The following is an 18,836-nucleotide window of genomic DNA, read 5'->3' as shown; positions in this document are numbered from 1 at the left end:
TAATTCAAGTCTTCAACGACAGGCGCGTAGCTCAGCTGGTTAGAGCACCACCTTGACATGGTGGGGGTCGTTGGTTCGAGTCCAATCGCGCCTACCAAATTTTCCCTCTGAAGGAAACCAGACTTCAGACACCCAGGGAACTGCTGGGGAACTTCTCCAAGGTTCTTACTTGATCAAACCGCCTTTCTTAGGGCGGTTTTTTCATTTCCGAGCACCTGCTCCAGCTTGGCCAACTCCCGGCCCCGGTCAGCTCCATCAATCCACTTGGCGTAGACCGTGAAAAGCATCTTCGCGTTCTTGTGCCCCATCTGCCTAGCGATATAGGCCGGGTTTACTCCTGCCCCCAAGGCGTTCGTGGCGTAGGTGTGGCGGGTTTGGTATGGCCTGCGCCAGCGTATGCCCGCACCCCGTAGCGCGGGGCGCCAATAGGTGTCGCGCTGGCTGCGCTCATCGTGCCAAGGCTTATTTGTGCCTGGGTTCTCGAAGATCCTGCGCCCCAGCTCGGCATCCCCTTCGCTGCTCCCTCCGAGCATCGTCCATGGCTTCATGGTTTCAAGCGCAACTATTGCCCGTGTCACAAGGTCTACATCGCGGGCGTTGTAGGTCTTGAGGGGCTTTGCTTCCCCTGCCGTGCGTGCTCTTTCCACGCGGATCGTTCTGTTTCGCCAATCCACATCGCTCCAGCGCAACTCAATAATCTCCTCTGGCCGCATGCCGGTCATAAATGCGAACTCGAAATAGGCCCAGGCCCGAATATCCGAATTCCTGCGGATACGCTCCAGAATCTGTTCCATCTCGTCAGGGGTCAATGGGTCGGGCGTCGGAGGTTGGTGCTTACTATTCTCGATGCCCTCCATGGGATCATCCAGCTTCATTTCGCGGCCTGCCAGCGCAAAGACCCCGCGCAAGCAGATCAGGTAGTTATTCAGGAGTTTGGCCGATTTCCATGGCGTATTGCCTACCTTGGCTGCGACGACAGCATGAGTGAGGTCTTCCATAGGCGTGTCTTCGCCATACATGGATTTCCAGACAAGCAAGGCATTGCGGTACTGAGAGAGGGTGTTTTTGGCAAGTCGCCCCTTTGTCTCAAGCCAGAGGTCGCACCACTGGCCAAATGTGCGAGTGGAAGTGCCTGCTAGCTTTTTGGCCCTTGGAGAGTCTGGAAAGTGCTCTGCCAAGTCAAAGGTGCCAATTGCGATCTGGTGGCGAATCTCTTGGGCAACCCGGTGTGCATGCTTGGAATTGGCGGAGGTAGGGCGGGCCACAATTCCGCCGATGGTGAGTGTTTCCCTATATCGCTTCCCGTTCCACACGAAAAAGAGCCGGATGCTCTTTTCCCGAATTTCTACGCCATTCCCGATTTTTGGAGCACCCATGCTTCAATTCCTTTTGTGTCTATCCAGACGCGCCCATCAGGCCCGCGCCGCCATTCCTTCCCTTCGAGCCACACGCCGCGCTCGGTGCGCTTGCGAATAGCCGCAGCAGAAAGGCCGGTCATCGTAGCGGCCAGCTCTACAGTGACGAACCTGGCCGCGTTCACTGCTGGCTGCTCAGTCTTTGCGGTTGCCATGCTCTCTATTCCTTTTCAATCCTGGCCTGCACTCGTAGAACAGCGCCGCCGATGCGGGTGGTTTGTAATCAATGTTCGCCTCCTCGCATTCACTTGCGACACTGAGCGGCAAGTCATCTACACTCGGCATCGCTCCTGCAGGTACAGAAGACGCTGGTTTGATAGCACTTGGCAACAATTGCGTTTTCTCTGCGGGAGCACCTTGATTCGCTTGCTGTTGAGTCATTCCAGCACCCCCAGATCGCCATCTGCGATCCGCTTGGCGCTCCTGAGCTGATAGACCACGCCATGGAGAACCCCGTCGTCTTTTTCAGTAGCGTATGGATCGAGTAGGGACAATACTTTGCACAGGTCCGCAGAGATTTCTGGGAGGTCGCCATCAATCAGTGTTCCGACCGTATCTGCATCCAGTCTTGCCTCTGCTCTACTGAGGTACTTGTCCAGAAGGTCACGAAACGCAAAAACCTCGTCAGACGCCGCATCACTCGCATAGTGAAATAGAACTTTGCGCGCGCAGTCTGCATAGAGGTAGGCTTGCCAGTACAGCTCTTTAAGCTGTTCCTCTGTGAACTGCTTACCTGCAACTGGTGCAGGTTCAAGAGTCAGCGCTGAGCCCCTGACTGGCCGAGGCACATCGGTGAAGATCATGCGATGTACCGCTGTTCCAGTGATGGCTTCCAAACACTTCGCGGCGTTGTCGATATAAATCGTGCGATCTACTGACTCAGAATCTTCTGGCACAAGCCGAGCAGCATTGATGCAAGCTGCTACATCGTAGGCTGTGTTTTCCGGGGTCGAGTTGGACAGCTTCCCCTGTGCGGCATCCAAGGCAATCCCGGCCCCAATGCTCAGTAGCCGGTCGGATTCACCGCTGAATGTGTGATCTTCATCAGTACCGCTGGCCTTGACCAGAAAGTCGCCTGCTTGTGCGAACAAGGTTTGCACCTTGGATACAGCCGGTGCTGGCGCTTTCTCTGGTGTTGCAGCTTTGTGGGCGCGGGCTTTGGTGGTGCGCTTTTCAATTACGGCATCCATGCTCATACTCCCTTACCTGCGTCAGCGAAATTTGGTCCATAGGTCCAGTGCTCAAAGTCTCCGGAAATGTCGCCTCCCAGGGCATCATCCGCAGCTGCACCGACGTATTGAGTGATGGCCTGGGCCGAATTGATCAGTACATAAACTTCATGGCTCAGCTTGGGAATGGCCTGGAGCATCATCAAAATGTCGTTTGCATTCCCGGCTTGTTCCGCCGCGAACTGCAGCACCCGCATTAGCTGGGCTGGCGTCTTCTCACCAGTTCCCGGCTGAATGCGCCGGATTGGCGGCGTAGGGCGGTCGCGGAATGGCCTGACTCCGGCGAAGGTAGTCAAGGCGCGGAGGTCTTCGAGCGTGGCGGGCAGGCCGAATATTGCCGCATGCAAGCGCTCAGCGTATTGGTCGGCCTGCAGAACCAGGCCAGCCGCAAACACTGCTGCAGCGACCCGGAGGCCCGTGGCTCCTTCAAGGCATGCAGAGAGGTTGCTGAGTTGATGACGTATGGTGATAAGGTCATCCAGCACATCAAAGGAATGGCTGTCGGCAGGATCTGGGTTCAGGATGGAATACACAATTCCGTCCACGCCAATGGCAATCTCCTTGGCATTCCCAAGCCCATCAAGATCAGCATTTGCGATCTCTGACCCCATGAACATGAGGATTTGCAGTGCGGCTTCCTGCAATACTTCAGCTTCGTTTTTGGGGCTGGTTGTTGCTGGCGCAGGCTTTACAGCCGTCTTGCGGGCAGGGCTCCGCTTGGCACCCTTCGCGGGGTGCGCGATAATCGCTTCCATGGTTCGTTCCTTGTGAGAAGGGTTTCGAGCTAAGAGGTCTGCACAGTTGACGCTGTGCGGGTTTCGGGCAAAGGCTGGCAGTTGACGCTGCTGGCCTTTCGCTTTTTCCGGGTAGGCGGGTGAGCGGTTTGCTCGATCACGATGGGACCCTCACTCGGCAGCAACTTGCCAAGACTTGCCAGTGCCACCTTCGTGTTTTCGTACCCGTCGTGATGATCGTGGGCCACTGCAAATGCAGCGCAAGCGATCTGCTGCGCTACTGTTGCAAGCGCAAGTTTCCCAGCTGGCAAGGAGTCACGTTGGCCCGGCTGAATATCAAGAGTCTTGTTGATGACCTTATTCACATTCATGTGTGAGGCCCAAGGCTTGGAAGAGGCCGCGGACTTCACCTGGATCACGTCATGAAGTTCGTGGTAGCCAGTGATGTATTCCATCCGCAGTGCTACAGGAGAGGTCGCGCCGCCGCGAAGGATGTTCTCAATCTGCATATCGCACCACACGGCGAAGTTCACGTCGAGCCAGCGAGCGTAGGGGACGCCAAGTTTTGGATGCATCCAAGTACCGCCGCCGTTCTCGGGAGCTCCTGCCTTGGTTTTCACCAGACCGGTGCGCTTCCCGAGATCTACCAATAGTCGGCGAACATCTTTCCCCTTTTCGGCTAATTCGTTGATTTTGTTGAACTCCGGTACGAAACCGGAATTGCCCATGGCCTTGCATAGCGCCACCATGTACTTCACGGTTTCGGTTTGGCGCAACCAGTCGAATGGCTCTTTGTCGAACTGGGCTGCAACGTGAGTGGCGTTGAACCAGCCCTCGTCCGTGAAGCGCACGGGTGTGCCGTCGTATTCGAGGACTATGACGGAATTGCTCATACAGCTTTCTCCATAATTCGGCGCACAGCAGCCTCTGCAGAGGCTCCGGCTTTCAACTCCTTATGTGCACGCTTGCATGCACGCTCCAAGCTGCGCTGGGCAAGACCCAAATCGTATTTGGCAGTACAGAGGGCTGAATGCTCACGATCAGTGGCGAGCAGCATTAGCGAATACTCATCACTGTCCCTGTCGTAGCGAATACCGCCACCGCCACCGTGGCGACGTTGCTTGTAGGCGGTATAGGCTGCATCCAGTGCGCGACGTGCGGTGCGCTTCTTGTCGATTGCCTCCTGCAATCGCAGGGCCTTGATGCCAACTTCGGCGAGAGTGGCGAGACTCATTGCTTTCCTTTCTGTGCGACTTCGCGCTCAAGTAGACGGACGATCAGGCTATTCAGGCTGATGTGCTCTTGCTTTGCATGTGTCTTGGCGGCCTCCTGCAACGCGGCTGGCACTCTCAGGGTGAAGGTGACTTGATCTTGGTTGCTGCTCATAGCAAACCTTTCATGTGACACTGTTATGGTGTCGCGTTTGGATTATGAATGTGACACTGTTATGGTGTCAATAGCCAGTGACACTGTTTTGGTGGAAAATTGAGACCATGGAAGATGACGACCTCTACACCCGAATCACATTGCGCATCCCGAAGAGCTTGCATCAACGGCTGTCCGAGCAAGCCAAGGCAACCTCTAAGAGTCTTAACGCTGAAATCATTGGATCGCTCGAGGAGTCGGCAAATCTGCGGCAGCAAATGGGTGAACTTCATAGGCAGATGCAGGTGCTCAATCAGGTGCTGGAAAACACACAACATGAGTTAAGCAGGCGGAAGAAAACGGACACAGATCAATGGAATACATTCCTCGATGAATCAAGCCAGCTGCGGAAGGAGGCCGAGCTGTATCGAATGCGATATCACGAGCTCGCTACCCTTTTCAACGCTTATTACGCGGTCATTGAGTCTGCGTTTGAAGGGGGGAAGCTGACTGCTGAAGACTTGGGCGCAGGACGGCAGGTGGTGGCGCTAATCGCTGAATTACTAGAACAGAGTGAGTACCGCACAGTTGCGCAAGCAGTTCAGCACTTCCTAACAGGTAGAGAGCATCCTGTTGCTGCTGCGGCGGTTAAAGATGCAATCGACCTGCTCTGCAAAGCTGGGTGGCATTTGAGTACGTATTTGGATCAAAAAGAAGCCAAAGTGGAAGGTATGAAGAAGCGCTCGCCAAATAACCGTCAGCCCTGATCAAACACTAGAACTTTCTAGTGGATGGGATCGCCAAATGCTACCCCCTTCAAACTGCCGCCCCAGTAAGCCGCTCCAGCAAGGGCCGCTCTTGATATTCGCCCCAGTAGCCATTGAAGACCTCGTTCATCACGTCGTGCGCGGCCCGGTCGAACTCTGGGTTCGTCTTCATCTTGTTCATGAAGGCCAGATGGCAGCACATTGCGAGAGGTGGGATGTACCAGTCTTCGCCGCGTCTGTCTGAAGAATTCTCAAGCTGCAGCACGTAGATCAGGTCTGCGGTTGTCTTGCCGTACTTCTTGATCTCGTCAGAGTTCCGTGCGGCGCGGCCAACATTCAAAGCATCCAGCACGCTTTCACGATCTGCCTTCTCGTCCAGGTGACGGCACAGCGTCATGGTGAAATTTCCAATTTCGATCTCATCAAATCGGAGTTCCATGACCGCTTCTTTGCACCTGGCGATGCCCTGGGTTATGCGATCCTTCAGTTCTGAATCATCCCCAGCATTCTTGAGTGCGTCTTGCCAAATCGCCTGAGTCTGGCGCCAGCTCGTCCGCGTCTTATCGAGCAGGCGGACATTGTGGCGAACCTTAACTAGCAATTTGATGAGTTGGTCGCCGGTCTCGGCGCCTGTGATTTCGAGTGTCATGGGTGCAGTTTCTGAAAATGAGGAGCAGGGGAACAATGAAAACGTTTTACTTAATTCGTTTTCTTTCACAGGCGCTGGCGCGCAGCGCGCTCAACTTCTTCGCGGCGATCTAGACGGGCGCGCTGCTTGTTGGTCTGCCGGTTGCGGTGGCAGAGTTCAAACGCCCATTTGGCCGCTTCAATGGGGCCAGCGGAATGCCTTCGCATGCGGTACAGGCAGAGGAAGAAGGAGAGTTGCTTTGCCATGTTTGGCCTCCGTTCGTATCATTGGGTTGATCAATGACCGCAGGGCAGGCCTTCGCCTGGTTCTGGTTCGCGTTCTACGGGTGCGCCGCAGCTTCCGCAGCGCTTGGGTGGGGTAGGGGTGGGATCAGCCATGATGGGCTCCTAGAAAAGAAAAAGCCCGCTGGTGCCGCGGGCTGGTGGATGAATGGTGCCGGTCCCGTGAGGGCAAGCCAAGCGCGGAGAAGGACACGCTTGGACCGGCGAAAACGTTGTGAATGCCGAGCTACTTTTTTGAGCGAGGCGGTAGAGTGGATTGCTTGTAAATAAGCAGTTCCACGCTAGACCGCCTCTTTGTTTTGCGGGAACGTGGTTCGTACTTGAATCCTGGAAAGAATGCAGCCTCCACCTCTCGAAGAGCATGTATTCCAAATCCTGTTAGGCGCAAAAGTCTTATGGGATAGTTCGCCATGATCTCGTCAACCGAATGAATGCCATTCTGCGCCAGTGCGTTCACAGTGCGAGTTGATAACTTTTTAAGGTCGGAAACTTCTGTCATGGGATGGCTATCAAGGCTGGTTGATCAATACTTGTAACAAGTATTTCGCAGTTCATTAACTCCCGCAATAGGGGGCACCTTAGGGCAAGCCTGGAATCGAAAACCTAAGCCATCTGTCACAAGGCTTGGGCTTCCCGCTCGGGTAGAGCTGCTGCCAGGGGATTTAGAAGGTAGATCTTGGACTAGGGCCGCTTTGATACAGCACACAGTTGTCGCTCGCACGGCACTCCATCGCCATCGCCATCCATCTTGGTACTGGGACAGTTTTCCAGAAAGAAAGTTGCTTCCTGACAAGATGTCATTTGAGAGCATTGGGTTCTCCCATCACACTGAAAATTTGGATTCGGCGAAGCAAGTGAGTCCGCTTGAATTTCGGAGAGCAAGGAGTTTGGAGCATCAGGGGACTGTTGCTCTGGATAGTGGGTGTAGATGTTCCATGCGGTGAGCAAGATCAACATGAAGATCACAAACTTGAGCACATCTATCCCCTTGGTGATTTAATTTTTGCTTACTTCATCCTAGCGCAACTGTTCGGGGTAAACCTAAGCCCTCTGTCACAAGGCTTGGGTTTCCCGCCCGGATCCGCTCCGGGCAGGCGCGCCGGGATTCCAACCAGCGTGACCATTTCTGTTCTCGGGCGTCTTCCCCTCACCAGATTCAACCTTGCAGGGTTACGGCTGGGCACCGCACAGAGCTGCGGCCATGCCCGCAGATGCATTGAGCCGGACGAATGCCCCACAGGTAGGGCAAGCAACATCGGCAGGGCAGACTTTTAAAGACCTTGAGGGTGCTGGCGCGATCACTGGCACTCATCGCCTGGTGCAACCTCTGCAAGGTCATCCCTGTGTGTCGGGCCTGCCCTCCAGCCGCCAGCGGTGATTCACCGGCTTTGCTTCCCCTGCGCTTACCAATCGCCTCGGAGTTGCTGGATCGCGTTTGTTGCTGCGATGGATGAATATTAGTCCGACTGATATTTAATGTTAACAGTCAGACTAATATTTTCTTCAAAAAAGTTTTTCTTGTAGCGTGGTTTGAGGCAGGGCAAAGGCTTCACGAAGATGCAAATCTGGCTTGCGCAAACCTGTTTTGCGCAGTGTCAATTTGCAGTTGCACTGTTCAAAATACTGTGCAACACTGTAAGGACATACAGTACTTTTGAGATGACGAAAGAACAAAAACAGCTACTTGGAAGCAGGCTCAAAGCAGCAAGGAAGGAGGCGGAAGCGTCTCAAGAATTTGTTGCTGAGACTCTGGGTGTGACGCGGCAATCGGTGTCCGCGTGGGAGACGGGTGCAAGTTGCCCGTCAGCCCTGCAGCTAGGTCAACTGGCTGCGATGTACTGCGTTTGTGCGCACAAGCTCTTGTTTGGCGAGCCCTTTCAGCCGGTTCGCTTGGACAACTATCTTGGCGGCGGACGATTCGCTACCGCAAAAATCTAGAAGGAGTGGAAATGACCAAGGACGAAATCTTGAAGCTGATCAGCTCGCCGGAGCTGCCAATCCCAAGGCCCCGTGACGTTGGCGCCTACTATGCAGCCTGGTTGGCAACAGTCTATGAACGCTTGACTCCAGAACAGCAAGCCCAGGCAATCACGCTGGGTGGCCTAGTGCACTACAGGAGCTCGTACATGATCCCTGTCCTGGGTGCAGTGGGTGAAGGCGGCTTGATTTCTGACTTCGAGCTGGAAGAGGGTAGGCCAATCCAATCGAATAGGGCAGCCGCCTAAATTATTTAGCCGCTCTCAAGGGCGGTTTTTTGTACACCGAATTCAATGAGACTGAGACTCGCCAGTCTTCTTGGTTGTGCGTTTTAGCGCTTTCTCTTTTGCTGGGGACGGCGCTGATCTTGAAAGTGGCGGAGCAGCAGGGAATGGATTGGCCGCTGATTTCACCGGGTTGGCTTCGGTGTGTAGCTGTTGGGCTAGATGTAAGACCTCATCTTTGAACGCATCAGGCATCTGCCTGAACATCAAAACCAACTGCATTTCAAGTTTCGTCAAAGATGTCAGGTCAAGAGTGACAGGACTTGGATCAGAAACAAGAGCACTGACTGCTTCTCCGATTCCCAGGGCTTCTTTGGCAAGGGCAGGGCTAAAGTCGTCTATCTGACAGCCAAACACTTTGGCGAACTTTGCTGCAGCAGCAGTATTGAGCGGAATCGTGCCGTTTAAGTATTGACTTATCGAGCTTTGGTTAATTTCCAAGGCGTGGCCAAGTGCCATCTGACTTGCTGGCTGTCCTTCCTCCTTGCGCTGCAACTTCCACTGTTCATACAGTGATTTGAGGCGAGAAGCATCAGCCAGTTGTTCGTCTGTGAGTGGCAGGGCAGGCATGGGTGCGAGGTTATAAGTAATACTGATAAAAATCAAACAGTCGGACTGTTGACATATAAATTAGTCGGACTGATAATTGAGGCATGCACAACCTCAAGCCAATCCGAACCTACCTTGGTGTCACCCAGCGGGCTCTAGCCTCAGGTCTTGGCTGCACGCAGGGCAATGTTGGCAACTATGAGCGCGGGCAGACTCTGCCGCCAAACGTCGCCAAGAACCTAATTACTTTCGCTGCCGGTCTTGGGGTCGCGTTGACCTATGACCACATCTATGGTGCTAAGTCTCTCCCCAATCAAAAGGAGGTGGCCCATGGGTGAGATCGCCTTCACTTAGCGCCTCGCCCCAGGCAGATCTACCTGACTGACCCGGCACGCAATGCACAGCTCCCCAGCAATCCAAGTCATTTGTAGAGCACTGGTCTGCAGGGTGCGGTGCGTCTTACCGAATTCGTCTGCATTTTCAGCAAGTCGAGTTTGCGTCGATTGGTGGATCAACTTCCCAAGCATTTGGGGGCGGCGGGCGGTGGAGGTGGTTTGCGTTTTCATGCTTCTCAGTTTGGCCGGTGCCGCGCACAAAGTCACTGCCAACAAATTCAGAAATCTGGCAAGGAGTCACAAATGAACATTCGAGCATTGCTCTACAACGCAGTACGTTGCTTTCGCGGCCCGCAGCCCGAGGACTCCAATGGAGCTGTTGGTTTGTCTGGCTACATGGGCCTGACCTCAACCAGTCTCAGCCATAAAGTCAGCCCCACCTATCCGAGCGCGCACTGCAGCCCGGAAGAGGTGATAGCCATCTGCCAGCTCACAGGCGATCACGCGCCAATACAGGCCATGGCCAAGGCACTGGGCTATGTGCTTGTTCCCATCGCCCAAGAGGGAACCGACACAGACCAGGAATACATCGAGCAACTCACTGCCGCTGCGCGGGAGTTTGGCGAGTACCTGGCTGAGTCCACTAGCAGCTACGCGGACAAGAAGATCACCGACCCAGAAATGACGCGAATCACCAAGGAGTTTGCTGATTCCATGGCCGCCCAGGCCCGGCTATTCGCCATCTTGCAGGCAAAGCACAAAGCAGGCAAGCCAGCTGACGAGCGCCGTCATGTTGATCTGCCGGTGCGCACGATGCGCGAAGAGGCGCCAGCATGACGCCCCCAGAAAAGTCTGTCGAGCAGCTCGAAGCCGAGTTAGCAGAGGCAGAGCGGATCGCGGCCAGCCTGCGAGAACAAATCGAGTCAGCAAAGTGGCTGCAGGAATACGAAGAGGCTCCCCAGGAGCTGAGACAAGTTTGATGCCATGGCTAGGGTAGCTCCCGAAAAGCGGTTCCACCTTCCGCCTGCCGATGGTGTTTTCAAAGGTGCCAATCAAAGATTGAAAGGTGGGTTGATGAAACCAACAGTCAAAACAGCTTCTGACGAGATCGCTTTGATCGCAGAGCTGCAAGCAACCTTCCCTGGCAGCAGACCGGTTTCCTTGAGTACATGGCAAGGACATACCGATTCCATCGGCGTAGTGGTCTGTGGAGAGGCAGAGATCGCTCCTGGCGAGCCCATTGGGCCATATCGCTACGTGGATATGCCTGAGTACAACGGCCTCATCCATACCGGCTTTGAAGCCTGGTTAGAAGCACGCGGCTGGTATGCCGAGGTCTATGAATACGGGACGCTCTGGATTTTGTCGCTGCCAAGCCAGCAAGAGTTGGATGAGTGGCGGGCAGCATGCGATGCGATCAACAAGGAGTACGCCCAGAGCGGTGCTCTGCAGGCCGATGACGGCGTGCCGTTCTGAGTAGGTGGGAATGAGCAACATCATTACCAATCTCTGCAGACCTCTACGCCTTCAGCCAGTGCGTAAATGCGTTCTGATGGCCCTGGCTGATCGCGCCGATGACAACGGCATAGCTTGGCCATCCTTGGCATGGCTGTGCGAATGGACGTGCTTTAGTCGGCGTGCCGTCATGAATGCGCTTGATGATCTGGCTCAAGCTGGAATTGTTCAGGTAAACAAGATTGCTGGAAAGAACAGCCGGTGCGAAATCGATCTGGAAAAGCTGCGTGAAGAGGCTGCTAACCCAGGCACGACGTGCACCAGTACCCAGGCACCAGGTGCACGGGTTGATGACCTAGATTTTGACCAAGACCAAGGCACCACATGCACCCGTGCACCAGATGCACCCGTGCAGGACGTGCACCACCACCCAGGCACGACGTGCACCAGTACCCGTGCACCACATGCACCCGGGGGGGCACGACGTGCACCTGATACATCCATAGACACCATTAATACATCAGTAAGACAGGGAGAGAGCACCGCCGCGCGCAAACGCACGGCTACTCCACCGATGGAATGCCCGGCAGATGTGCAGCCCCAAACCTGGAAGGACTGGTTGGCGCTGCGGAAGCAAAAAAAGGCGAATGTCACCCACACGGTTTTGATCGGGGCAAGGAAAGAGGCGGAGAAGGCTGGGTTGAGCTTGGAGGCGTTTCTGCAGGTCTGGTGCATGCGCGGATCGCAGGGCTTGCAGGCTGAATGGCTGAAACCGAGCGAAACGATGGCCCATACCAGCAATGAACACAAGCCAGACTGGGCGATCAGTGCAGGCTTTGCCAACCGATGGGAGGCCCAGAACGAGGGTTGCAACGAACGAAACGCCCATGAATTCCGTGACGGCAAGAAAAAGGCGGTGGTGCTATGAACGCGGCAGAAGTCTCTCAGCGACTCGCACAAGACGCGGCCAACGTCGCCTCGTTCCTGCTTCCGCAGGGCAAGCGCTCTGGCCAGGAGTGGAAGGCTGGCAGCGTGAATGGCGAGCCGGGGCAGTCGCTGTCGGTGCGGATCAAGGGCGCAAAGGCTGGTGTCTGGTCGGACTTCTCCACCGGCGAATCCGGCGACTTGCTCGATTTGTTTGTGGCGGTGCGGGGCTGCTCGATGGCAGAGGCCCTGCGCGATGCGAAGCAGTACCTGGGTATCCGCGACACGATGCCAGAGCGGGAAAAGCCGAACTTCAAGCGGCCTGAAAAGCCTAGCTGCCAGACGGCCAAGGCTGGGGCGCTGGAGTGGCTGAGAGGGCGCGGCTTAACGGACGAGACCATTGCGGCCTTCAAAATCGCCGAGCAGGTCAAGGGCGGCAAGACCTATGCGCTGTTCCCGTACCTGCGAGACGGCGAGCTGGTCAACGTCAAGTACCGCAACATTGCGGAAAAGCGCGACATGCGCCAGGAGGGAGGGGCGGAGCCTTGCCTGTTCGGCTGGCACCTGATCGACCCTAAGGCCCGTGTTGTGGCGCTTTGTGAGGGCGAAATCGACGCCATGACACTGCACCAGTGCGGTATCCCCGCGCTGTCGGTCAATGCGGGAGCTGGCAACCACCAATGGCTGGAAAACGACTGGGAGCGCCTGGAGCGGTTCAGTGAAATCCTGATCTTCTTTGATGGAGACGAATCGGGCGAGAAGGGCGCGCAGGAGGTGGTTCGTCGCTTAGGCATCGACCGCTGCAAGCGCGTGAAGCTGCCCGAGAAAGACGCCAATGAGTTCCTGCAGAAGGGTGCCATCGACCAGGATTTTCAGGAGTACATCGACAAAGCACAGCCGATGGACCCTGAGGAGATGCGCCAGGCCAGCGAATTCATGTCCAAGGTCAAGTCGCTTTTCTACCCGGCCCATGATGACGACCGTGACCCGGTTTTGCGCCTGGACAAGGATCTGGAATGGTTCGAGTTTCGCCACGGGGAGGTAACAGTCTGGACCGGCTACAACGGCCACGGCAAGAGCTTGATGCTCTCCCAGGTTGAGCTGGGCCTTGTGGATCAAGGCGAGCGCTTCATGGTGTTCTCGGGCGAAATGACCCCGGAGCGCCAATTGAAGCGCATGGCTAAGCAAGCGGCGGGGCTGGATCGCCCATCCATGCAATACCTCGATGCCATTGGGCAATGGGTGCATAACCGCATCTGGTTGTTCAACGTGGTTGGCAGTGCGGGCTTGGATCGCCTTTTGGCAGTGTTCCTGTACGCCAGCAAGCGCTATGGCATCCGTCATTTCGTGATCGACAGTTTGATGATGACCGATGTTCCAGAGGACGGATCAGGCGCTATGACCGCTCAGAAAGAGGCCATGCGCAAGATGTGTGACTTCGCGCGCCGCAATGGCTGCCACCTGCACTTGGTGGCCCACCCCCGCAAAGGCGCAGATGAGAGCAAGGGACCGGGAAAGTTGGATGTAGCTGGGTCTTCCAAGATCACGGACGGGGCAGACAACGTGTTCACAGTCTGGAGCGCCCGCAAGGACGAAAACGACACGTCTGTAGACCCCGACAAGCCAGATGCAAAGCTGGAGCTGCATAAGCAACGCAACGGCGATGTACAGCACTACACGCAGTGGCTTTGGTTCAATAAGGCCGCGCAGCAGTTCACCACCAACTCTCGCCGTTCTGCGGTGTCTTTTGTTCCCTTTAGTGGTCGACCGGAGGTCAACAACCCCATGCCAGAGGAGTCCCAATGACCAATCATCAATTTGAACCCACCTATGCACTGCTCTGGAGCGGATCGCAACGCTGCTTCCACGTAGAGCCGCTGCGCACGATGCTGGAGAAGAACCGCAAATGCTATGTCGAAGGCCGGGCGTCAGATTTCATACCGGTCTTTGTCGGCGGCGATGACGAATGCAGGCTGGCCAGCAGCCTCTTGCGGCGCACCTTGGCTGAGTATGGGAGGAAAACCCCGCCCATCGAAGAGTGGGAGCCAACCAGAGTTGGTGACCTTTGCGACGCCTTCATGGCGGATCTCACCCAGCGCGTGCAGGCGAACCAGCAGGCCTCAAGCGCAACACCCCAATAGCCAAAACGGAGGACCAATGAACTTTGCAGAGACAGCAGCACTTTCCACACAAGCGCGCCGCAGCGGTCGCGGCTATGTGGACTTCAACACTGTGCCAGAGGCGCACAGAGAGATTGATGCACGGCTGGTGAACTGGGGCCGCTGGTGTCACGGGTCGGTAGCGCGCCAAATATCGCCCATGTTTCGCATGGTGCCGCCGGAGCCCAGGGATCATGCTCAAGCCCGGGCCGAGACGCAGGAGAGGATTGATCACCTGGACGCTGCCAAGATTCATGCTGCGGTAATCCATCTTCCACTACCGCACCGTGGCGTTCTCAACTGGGTATATGTGAAGCCATGGATGGCACCAAAGAAGGCATGCCAGATCATTGGAACCAGTCTGGTTGAGCTGGGCCGTTTGCTGACCGACAGCCGCAACATGCTGCTGTCCAAGGGGGGGTGAGATGAAGCGTACCTACCCTACAGCAGATGAGATGTTGGTGAATCAGCACTTGTTGGGCCAATGCTTGCATGAGGATTTCAAGGTCATTCGCGGCTTCCTGAGGTTGTTCACCAAGTGCCAGAAGTGCCAAGCGCAAGAAGAGCTCGAAGGTCGCCCGACCAATGCTGAAGTAAGCGATCTGTGGCGCAGCAAACTGATTCGGCCAGCCCACAACCCGATCAATGCCGCCCAGGTAGAGCGCAAACTGAGCCTTGCGGGGTGGGTGGTGACGGTTTTCCAGAGGGATCGCTGCAGCTACCGGTGTGAAGCTGGCAGAGGAGGGCAGCGACTGCATTCCGATGTGTGCAGCTCACGATCTGAGGCAGTTGTTCAAGTCGCTGCACAAATAATTCGCAAGGGCTGGCACAAATGAGATTTATATGGTATCGTTCAGCCTATCGATTGAGCGCAGACGCATAAGAATCGCAGCATCCCTGGACGGAGGCGGCGGTGTCTGCAAAGCTCGGTGATAGAGCGCTCCGACAGGGGGCGCTTTTTTGTTTCTGTCTCATCGTTTTAGGAAGCATGCCCCGAAGGTCGGGAAACGGTCTTGAAAACCGTCGCCATCCGTGAAGAGCGGGTGAGGGTTCGATTCCTTGTGCTTCCGCCAATTTGGGCCTGTCGTTCAATGGACAGGACTTCCGGCTACGAACCGGAGGATGAGGGTTCGATTCCTTCCGGGCCCACCAACACCGAGCCTTGCCTAGTGCGGGCTTTTTCGTTTCCAGTTTGCGGTTCCTGAATCTGAAGAAACGACATCGAAGTGAGTTGGCACCAAGGGAGTGCTTGTAAATTTGAGGCAGTGCAAGTTAACGTTGCCGCATAGCTCTGATCACTGAAAAATTGATCCCTAACTGATGTACTTAAAGTGTGGCTTGTTGCTGCAGCGAGAACTAGGCCACTGATCAGCTTTTTGTCTAACATCTCTCCCTCTTAGTGCGTATGAAAGTTTCCTTGCTGAGTGAAGGTGTCTATAAAGGCAATGGCTATTTCAAAGTCGCGGACATCCCGGCCCAAAAGATTGGAGCCAATGTCTTCTTCCCTGATTGGAATGATTCGCTTCTCAACATGCTTGCCTCCAGTGCTTCGATCACTCAATGAGACCAAGGCAAAGCAAGCCACGCTCGTGCCGTCGGCAAACAAGCATTTGTTGGCTGGACTGATGCTGTGAATATCGACTATCTCCACAGTTGTTTACTCCCAAGTTTTTCACCAAACAGCCGTAATTTTCTACATGCTAAAAGTTCTTGTTGTAGGAGTGTGGAGTACGGGCATGTAGGCCGTTTCCTAGTCAAATTGATGGTTGTGTGAGAGCTCCCATCGTATTCCAAGACGGTTTCTTTTCCGCAGGGCAGGCTCTCCGCACACGCGACCTACACACTTGGAGCCTAGCCCCTGCACCCGATAGGAGAGAGCCATGCAGACATTAAGCTATCAGTTTCTGTGTGATGCGCATCCTCGCCACATCATCATCGACCCAGAGGGAGAGCGCTGCAAAGGATGTGGTGCACTGCTCAAACCTGGCCCTGAGCATTGCGAATACTGCAATCGGCCAGCAGTCAGTGACCTCTTGCAGGAGTATCTTGAATGAAGACGCTCAAGACAACCCTGCCCATGTTGGGCTCCACTGTTCCTGTGCTGGACACCAAGGCAGGCGCTACAGAGATGGAGCGAGGCAGCTCATGGATGGCGAAGCGGGAGCGGGTAGCCAAGCGGTACAACTACATGTGCGCGGCCTGCGGGCTGCTCTGGTTGCCCTGGCGAGATGAGATAGATCACATCGTCCCACGGGAGCAGGGCGGCAGCAACGATGAATCGAACCTGCAGCCATTGCACAAGACCCCATGCCATGCGGACAAGACCAGGCGAGAAGCCCAGGCAAGGGCGAGAGGGAGCGCAGGGCGTTGACCCTAGGTGCAAGAGGATCGATGCTCCTGGCGCGATCTGGCAAGCCGCAGCGGCATCGATACCCCCCGGGGGTGTGATAAGTCCTGAGGGGCGGCCTCCCTGGAAACCGACCTGTTCCGCACGCGCGGAAAATTTCCCCTATTGGAGGATTTGTTAATGGCTTTAACAGGCAAGAAGCGACTGTTCGCCAATGCCGTTTTGGCTGGCAAGTCGAATAAAGACGCGGCAATCGCCGCAGGTTACAGCTCAGCAACCGCATCAGCGGCAGGCTCAAGGCTTGTTAAAGATGCTGAGGTGGCTGAGTACATCAAAAAGCACAAGAAGGCCAAGGACGCGGGCGAGGCCCCTCCGGATGATCGCCCTTCGTTTGACCTCAACCAGGCAATGGCGCATAAGGACCCGCGCGTGTTCCTGATGGCGGCAATGAATGATGTCGCCCTAGATCCCAGGCTGCGTATCGATGCTGCCAAAGCCCTGATGCCATTCGAGTTCGCCAAAAAGGGCGAGGGCGGTAAAAAGGACGCAAGGCAAGAGGCTGCTGAAAAGGCGGCTACTGGCAAGTTTGGCCTTAGGGCGGTGAAGTGATGGAGTGGACCACAAGCCTCCCGGACTGGGAGGAGCGCATTGTTGCGCGTCAGTCCATGGTGCCGGTCAAGCCGTTATTTCCCGAGGTCGCTGCTGATGCAATGGATGTGTTTGGCGCCCTCCGGATGATGGACGCTGATGGTGGTCCAACTATGGGCGAAGCTTGTTTGCCGTGGGTAAATGAGCTTGTTGCCGCGCTGTTTGGTTCATACGACCCAGAGCGCAAGCGTCGTCTGATCACCAACTATCTGTTGATGGTCAGCAAGAAAAACGGGAAGTCTATGATCGCGGCGGGGGTAATGCTCACGGCGCTTATTCTCAACACCCGGACGGCTGCGGAGTTCATCATTCTTGCGCCAACCAAAGAAGCGGCAGACAACGCGTACAAGCCTATTCGGGAAATGATCCTGGCTGACGAGGAGTTGTCCGCCCGCTTCCATGAGCAACAGTATTACAAGACGGTCACCGACCGGCTGACCAATGCCACGCTGAAAGTGGTTGCTGCAGATAGCGCAACAGTCACCGGCAAGAAGGCGACCGGGGTGTTTGTCGATGAGCTTCATGAGTTCGGCAAGAGCGCCAAGGCTGCAGCTATGCTCACCGAGGCGACGGGCGGAATTGCATCGCGTCCTGAGGGCTTTGTTTTCTACTGCACCACACAATCGGCTGAGCCGCCTGCTGGGGTGTTCCTAGACAAGCTGACCTATGCCCGCAAGGTACGAGACGGAAAAGTAGTCGACAAGCGATTTTTGCCTGTGATCTACGAGTTTCCAGACCACATGCTGGAGGCCAAGGCCTACGAGGATCTCGATAACGCATACATCACCAACCCAAATTGGAATGTGTCGGTTGATGCGGAGGTCATCGCGCAGAAGATTCAAGAGGCGGAGGAATCCGGCGAGCACGCCGTCCGAGACATACGGGCCAAGCACCTGAATGTTCAGATTGGGCAGAACCTGCATGCCAACCGCTGGACCGGCGCCGACTTCTGGGAGCAGAACGGCGACCGGAGCGTGACGCTGGCCCGCATCAAACGCGAATGCGAGGTGGTGACAGTCGGCATCGACGGCGGAGGCCTGGATGACTTGCTGGGCTTCGCGGTCGAGGGCAGGTTGACCGGCCAGCAAAGCTGCTTGTTGTGGAATCGGGCCTGGGTTCACCCCATCGGCATCGAGCGGCGCAAGTCGGACGAGGCCAAGTATCTGGACTTCGTGAAAGACGGCGACCTGGTGATTGTCGAAAGACCGCGCCAAGACGTTGAAGAAGTTGCCGCACTGTGCAAGGAGATCTACGACGCGGGGCTGCTCGCCAAGATCGGTCTGGACCCTGAGCGCACGCACAAGGTGGTGTTCACGGCGCTGGTGGATGCTGGCATCCCGGAGGAGCTGATTATCGGCATCTCTCAGGGCTGGAAGCTGACCGGCGCCATTGCTGTTGCTGAGCTGGCGCTGAAAGACGGTGAATTGACCCATGCTGGCGCGCCGCTGATGGCCTGGAGTGTGGGCAATGCCAAGGTTGAGCCGCGAGGCAATGCCCAATTGATCACCAAGCAAGCCAGCGGTAGCGCAAAGATTGACCCGCTCATGGCAACACTCAATGCAGTCACGCTGATGGCGACCAACCCTGAAGCCAAGCGCAAATCGGTCTACGAGCGGCGCGGCATCAGGTTTTTATAGGGTACGACTCAATGAAACTATTGGACATGTTCCGGAGAAATCCGGAGGCACAGTCGCGCCCGCCTGAACCGCTGGAGCGCC

The 18,836-nt window shown here is 55.8% G+C and carries 30 protein-coding genes and 3 tRNA genes; 20 read left to right on the top strand and 13 right to left on the bottom strand.

Annotated features, from left to right (window positions below; translation table 11 throughout):
• Positions 1 to 20: 20 nt before the first annotated feature.
• Positions 21 to 97 (top strand) — tRNA-Val (locus LAD35_RS15275).
• A 76-nt stretch (positions 98 to 173) separates the two neighbouring features.
• On the opposite strand, the gene LAD35_RS15270 is transcribed toward LAD35_RS15275, so the two are convergent.
• Genes LAD35_RS15270 through LAD35_RS15235 form a run of 8 tightly spaced genes read right to left on the bottom strand, consistent with a single transcriptional unit; the run spans position 174 to position 4,764 of the window.
• Complete coding sequence (locus LAD35_RS15270; protein WP_224149855.1) at positions 174 to 1,376, bottom strand: tyrosine-type recombinase/integrase; 1,203 nt, start codon at positions 1,374 to 1,376, stop codon at positions 174 to 176.
• A complete protein-coding gene (locus LAD35_RS15265; protein WP_224149854.1) occupies positions 1,346 to 1,570 on the bottom strand; it encodes an excisionase in 225 nt (74 codons plus the stop codon). The genes LAD35_RS15270 and LAD35_RS15265 overlap by 31 nt, the downstream gene beginning before the upstream one ends.
• Complete coding sequence (locus LAD35_RS15260; RefSeq protein ID WP_224149853.1) at positions 1,551 to 1,796, bottom strand: hypothetical protein; 246 nt, start codon at positions 1,794 to 1,796, stop codon at positions 1,551 to 1,553. Before LAD35_RS15260 ends, LAD35_RS15265 begins: the two co-directional genes overlap by 20 nt.
• Positions 1,793 to 2,605, bottom strand: a complete 813-nt coding sequence (locus LAD35_RS15255) for a hypothetical protein (RefSeq protein WP_224149852.1) — start codon at positions 2,603 to 2,605, stop codon at positions 1,793 to 1,795. The genes LAD35_RS15260 and LAD35_RS15255 overlap by 4 nt, the downstream gene beginning before the upstream one ends.
• 2 nt (positions 2,606 to 2,607) lie before the next feature.
• Positions 2,608 to 3,399 carry a hypothetical protein gene (locus LAD35_RS15250; protein ID WP_224149851.1) on the bottom strand — a complete coding sequence of 264 codons (792 nt, stop codon included), beginning with the start codon at positions 3,397 to 3,399 and terminating at the stop codon, positions 2,608 to 2,610.
• A 29-nt stretch (positions 3,400 to 3,428) separates the two neighbouring features.
• On the bottom strand, positions 3,429 to 4,271 hold the full coding sequence (locus tag LAD35_RS15245) for a KilA-N domain-containing protein (RefSeq protein WP_224149850.1): 843 nt from the start codon (positions 4,269 to 4,271) through the stop codon (positions 3,429 to 3,431).
• Positions 4,268 to 4,612: a hypothetical protein gene (locus tag LAD35_RS15240; protein WP_224149849.1), complete on the bottom strand. Its 345-nt coding sequence runs from the start codon at positions 4,610 to 4,612 to the stop codon at positions 4,268 to 4,270. Before LAD35_RS15240 ends, LAD35_RS15245 begins: the two co-directional genes overlap by 4 nt.
• Positions 4,609 to 4,764 (bottom strand): toxin-antitoxin system HicB family antitoxin, encoded by a 156-nt coding sequence (locus LAD35_RS15235; RefSeq protein ID WP_224149848.1) that lies wholly within the window; start codon positions 4,762 to 4,764, stop codon positions 4,609 to 4,611. Before LAD35_RS15235 ends, LAD35_RS15240 begins: the two co-directional genes overlap by 4 nt.
• Positions 4,765 to 4,871: 107 nt before the next feature.
• Here LAD35_RS15235 and LAD35_RS15230 point away from each other — a divergent pair, with 107 nt between their 5' ends.
• A complete protein-coding gene (locus tag LAD35_RS15230) occupies positions 4,872 to 5,510 on the top strand; it encodes a toxin-antitoxin system HicB family antitoxin (protein WP_224149847.1) in 639 nt (212 codons plus the stop codon).
• A 49-nt stretch (positions 5,511 to 5,559) separates the two neighbouring features.
• Here the strand turns inward: LAD35_RS15230 and LAD35_RS15225 are convergent, their stop codons facing one another.
• From LAD35_RS15225 to LAD35_RS22320, 4 genes are all read right to left on the bottom strand, one after another.
• Positions 5,560 to 6,159 (bottom strand): hypothetical protein, encoded by a 600-nt coding sequence (locus LAD35_RS15225; RefSeq protein WP_224149846.1) that lies wholly within the window; start codon positions 6,157 to 6,159, stop codon positions 5,560 to 5,562.
• Between the two features lie 65 nt (positions 6,160 to 6,224).
• Complete coding sequence (locus LAD35_RS15220; RefSeq protein WP_224149845.1) at positions 6,225 to 6,404, bottom strand: hypothetical protein; 180 nt, start codon at positions 6,402 to 6,404, stop codon at positions 6,225 to 6,227.
• A gap of 262 nt (positions 6,405 to 6,666) precedes the next feature.
• A complete protein-coding gene (locus LAD35_RS22445) occupies positions 6,667 to 6,939 on the bottom strand; it encodes a DNA-directed RNA polymerase subunit alpha C-terminal domain-containing protein (RefSeq protein ID WP_224149844.1) in 273 nt (90 codons plus the stop codon).
• Between the two features lie 182 nt (positions 6,940 to 7,121).
• On the bottom strand, positions 7,122 to 7,397 hold the full coding sequence (locus tag LAD35_RS22320; protein ID WP_263434676.1) for an excalibur calcium-binding domain-containing protein: 276 nt from the start codon (positions 7,395 to 7,397) through the stop codon (positions 7,122 to 7,124).
• 600 nt (positions 7,398 to 7,997) lie between these two features.
• On the opposite strand from LAD35_RS22320, the gene LAD35_RS15205 reads away from it, so the two are divergent.
• Positions 7,998 to 8,378 (top strand): helix-turn-helix transcriptional regulator, encoded by a 381-nt coding sequence (locus LAD35_RS15205; RefSeq protein ID WP_224149843.1) that lies wholly within the window; start codon positions 7,998 to 8,000, stop codon positions 8,376 to 8,378.
• 11 nt (positions 8,379 to 8,389) lie between these two features.
• Complete coding sequence (locus LAD35_RS15200; RefSeq protein ID WP_224149842.1) at positions 8,390 to 8,665, top strand: hypothetical protein; 276 nt, start codon at positions 8,390 to 8,392, stop codon at positions 8,663 to 8,665.
• Positions 8,666 to 8,707: 42 nt separating this feature from the next.
• On the opposite strand, the gene LAD35_RS15195 is transcribed toward LAD35_RS15200, so the two are convergent.
• Positions 8,708 to 9,271 (bottom strand): hypothetical protein, encoded by a 564-nt coding sequence (locus tag LAD35_RS15195; RefSeq protein ID WP_224149841.1) that lies wholly within the window; start codon positions 9,269 to 9,271, stop codon positions 8,708 to 8,710.
• 83 nt (positions 9,272 to 9,354) lie between these two features.
• Here LAD35_RS15195 and LAD35_RS22440 point away from each other — a divergent pair, with 83 nt between their 5' ends.
• The 16 genes from LAD35_RS22440 to LAD35_RS15120 all read left to right on the top strand — a co-directional run bounded on the left by LAD35_RS22440 (position 9,355) and on the right by LAD35_RS15120 (position 18,755).
• The gene (locus LAD35_RS22440) at positions 9,355 to 9,588 is read left to right on the top strand and encodes a helix-turn-helix domain-containing protein (protein ID WP_396022752.1); all 234 of its coding nucleotides are present in this window, start codon (positions 9,355 to 9,357) and stop codon (positions 9,586 to 9,588) included.
• A 300-nt stretch (positions 9,589 to 9,888) separates the two neighbouring features.
• Positions 9,889 to 10,422: a phage regulatory CII family protein gene (locus LAD35_RS15190; RefSeq protein ID WP_396022751.1), complete on the top strand. Its 534-nt coding sequence runs from the start codon at positions 9,889 to 9,891 to the stop codon at positions 10,420 to 10,422.
• Positions 10,419 to 10,565 (top strand): hypothetical protein, encoded by a 147-nt coding sequence (locus LAD35_RS15185; RefSeq protein ID WP_224149839.1) that lies wholly within the window; start codon positions 10,419 to 10,421, stop codon positions 10,563 to 10,565. The genes LAD35_RS15190 and LAD35_RS15185 overlap by 4 nt, the downstream gene beginning before the upstream one ends.
• A gap of 4 nt (positions 10,566 to 10,569) precedes the next feature.
• A complete protein-coding gene (locus LAD35_RS15180) occupies positions 10,570 to 11,061 on the top strand; it encodes a hypothetical protein (RefSeq protein WP_224149838.1) in 492 nt (163 codons plus the stop codon).
• A gap of 10 nt (positions 11,062 to 11,071) precedes the next feature.
• Positions 11,072 to 11,968, top strand: coding sequence for a helix-turn-helix domain-containing protein (locus tag LAD35_RS15175; RefSeq protein ID WP_224149837.1), 897 nt, complete (start codon positions 11,072 to 11,074; stop codon positions 11,966 to 11,968).
• Positions 11,965 to 13,770 carry a bifunctional DNA primase/helicase gene (locus LAD35_RS15170; RefSeq protein WP_224149836.1) on the top strand — a complete coding sequence of 602 codons (1,806 nt, stop codon included), beginning with the start codon at positions 11,965 to 11,967 and terminating at the stop codon, positions 13,768 to 13,770. Before LAD35_RS15175 ends, LAD35_RS15170 begins: the two co-directional genes overlap by 4 nt.
• Positions 13,767 to 14,105 carry a hypothetical protein gene (locus LAD35_RS15165; RefSeq protein ID WP_224149835.1) on the top strand — a complete coding sequence of 113 codons (339 nt, stop codon included), beginning with the start codon at positions 13,767 to 13,769 and terminating at the stop codon, positions 14,103 to 14,105. Before LAD35_RS15170 ends, LAD35_RS15165 begins: the two co-directional genes overlap by 4 nt.
• 16 nt (positions 14,106 to 14,121) lie before the next feature.
• On the top strand, positions 14,122 to 14,547 hold the full coding sequence (locus LAD35_RS15160) for a hypothetical protein (RefSeq protein WP_224149834.1): 426 nt from the start codon (positions 14,122 to 14,124) through the stop codon (positions 14,545 to 14,547).
• A 1-nt stretch (position 14,548) separates the two neighbouring features.
• Positions 14,549 to 14,959, top strand: coding sequence for a hypothetical protein (locus tag LAD35_RS15155; RefSeq protein ID WP_224149833.1), 411 nt, complete (start codon positions 14,549 to 14,551; stop codon positions 14,957 to 14,959).
• Between the two features lie 146 nt (positions 14,960 to 15,105).
• Positions 15,106 to 15,196, top strand: a tRNA-Ser gene (locus LAD35_RS15150).
• Positions 15,197 to 15,200: 4 nt separating this feature from the next.
• A tRNA-Arg gene (locus tag LAD35_RS15145) sits at positions 15,201 to 15,275 on the top strand.
• Positions 15,276 to 15,528: 253 nt separating this feature from the next.
• Positions 15,529 to 15,687, top strand: a complete 159-nt coding sequence (locus LAD35_RS15140; RefSeq protein WP_224149832.1) for a hypothetical protein — start codon at positions 15,529 to 15,531, stop codon at positions 15,685 to 15,687.
• Between the two features lie 316 nt (positions 15,688 to 16,003).
• Positions 16,004 to 16,177, top strand: a complete 174-nt coding sequence (locus tag LAD35_RS15135; protein WP_224149831.1) for a hypothetical protein — start codon at positions 16,004 to 16,006, stop codon at positions 16,175 to 16,177.
• Positions 16,174 to 16,494 carry an HNH endonuclease gene (locus LAD35_RS15130; RefSeq protein ID WP_224149830.1) on the top strand — a complete coding sequence of 107 codons (321 nt, stop codon included), beginning with the start codon at positions 16,174 to 16,176 and terminating at the stop codon, positions 16,492 to 16,494. The genes LAD35_RS15135 and LAD35_RS15130 overlap by 4 nt, the downstream gene beginning before the upstream one ends.
• 156 nt (positions 16,495 to 16,650) lie before the next feature.
• Positions 16,651 to 17,079, top strand: a complete 429-nt coding sequence (locus tag LAD35_RS15125; RefSeq protein ID WP_224149829.1) for a terminase small subunit — start codon at positions 16,651 to 16,653, stop codon at positions 17,077 to 17,079.
• Positions 17,079 to 18,755 (top strand): terminase large subunit, encoded by a 1,677-nt coding sequence (locus tag LAD35_RS15120; protein WP_224149828.1) that lies wholly within the window; start codon positions 17,079 to 17,081, stop codon positions 18,753 to 18,755. Before LAD35_RS15125 ends, LAD35_RS15120 begins: the two co-directional genes overlap by 1 nt.
• Positions 18,756 to 18,836 lie beyond the last annotated feature (81 nt).

Origin of the sequence: Comamonas odontotermitis (assembly GCF_020080045.1) — a bacterium.
In the GTDB taxonomy this organism is placed as follows: Bacteria; Pseudomonadota; Gammaproteobacteria; order Burkholderiales; family Burkholderiaceae_C; genus Comamonas; species Comamonas odontotermitis.
Note: the sequence above shows the minus strand (reverse complement) of the source record. Positions and strands in the feature narration are given on the sequence as shown.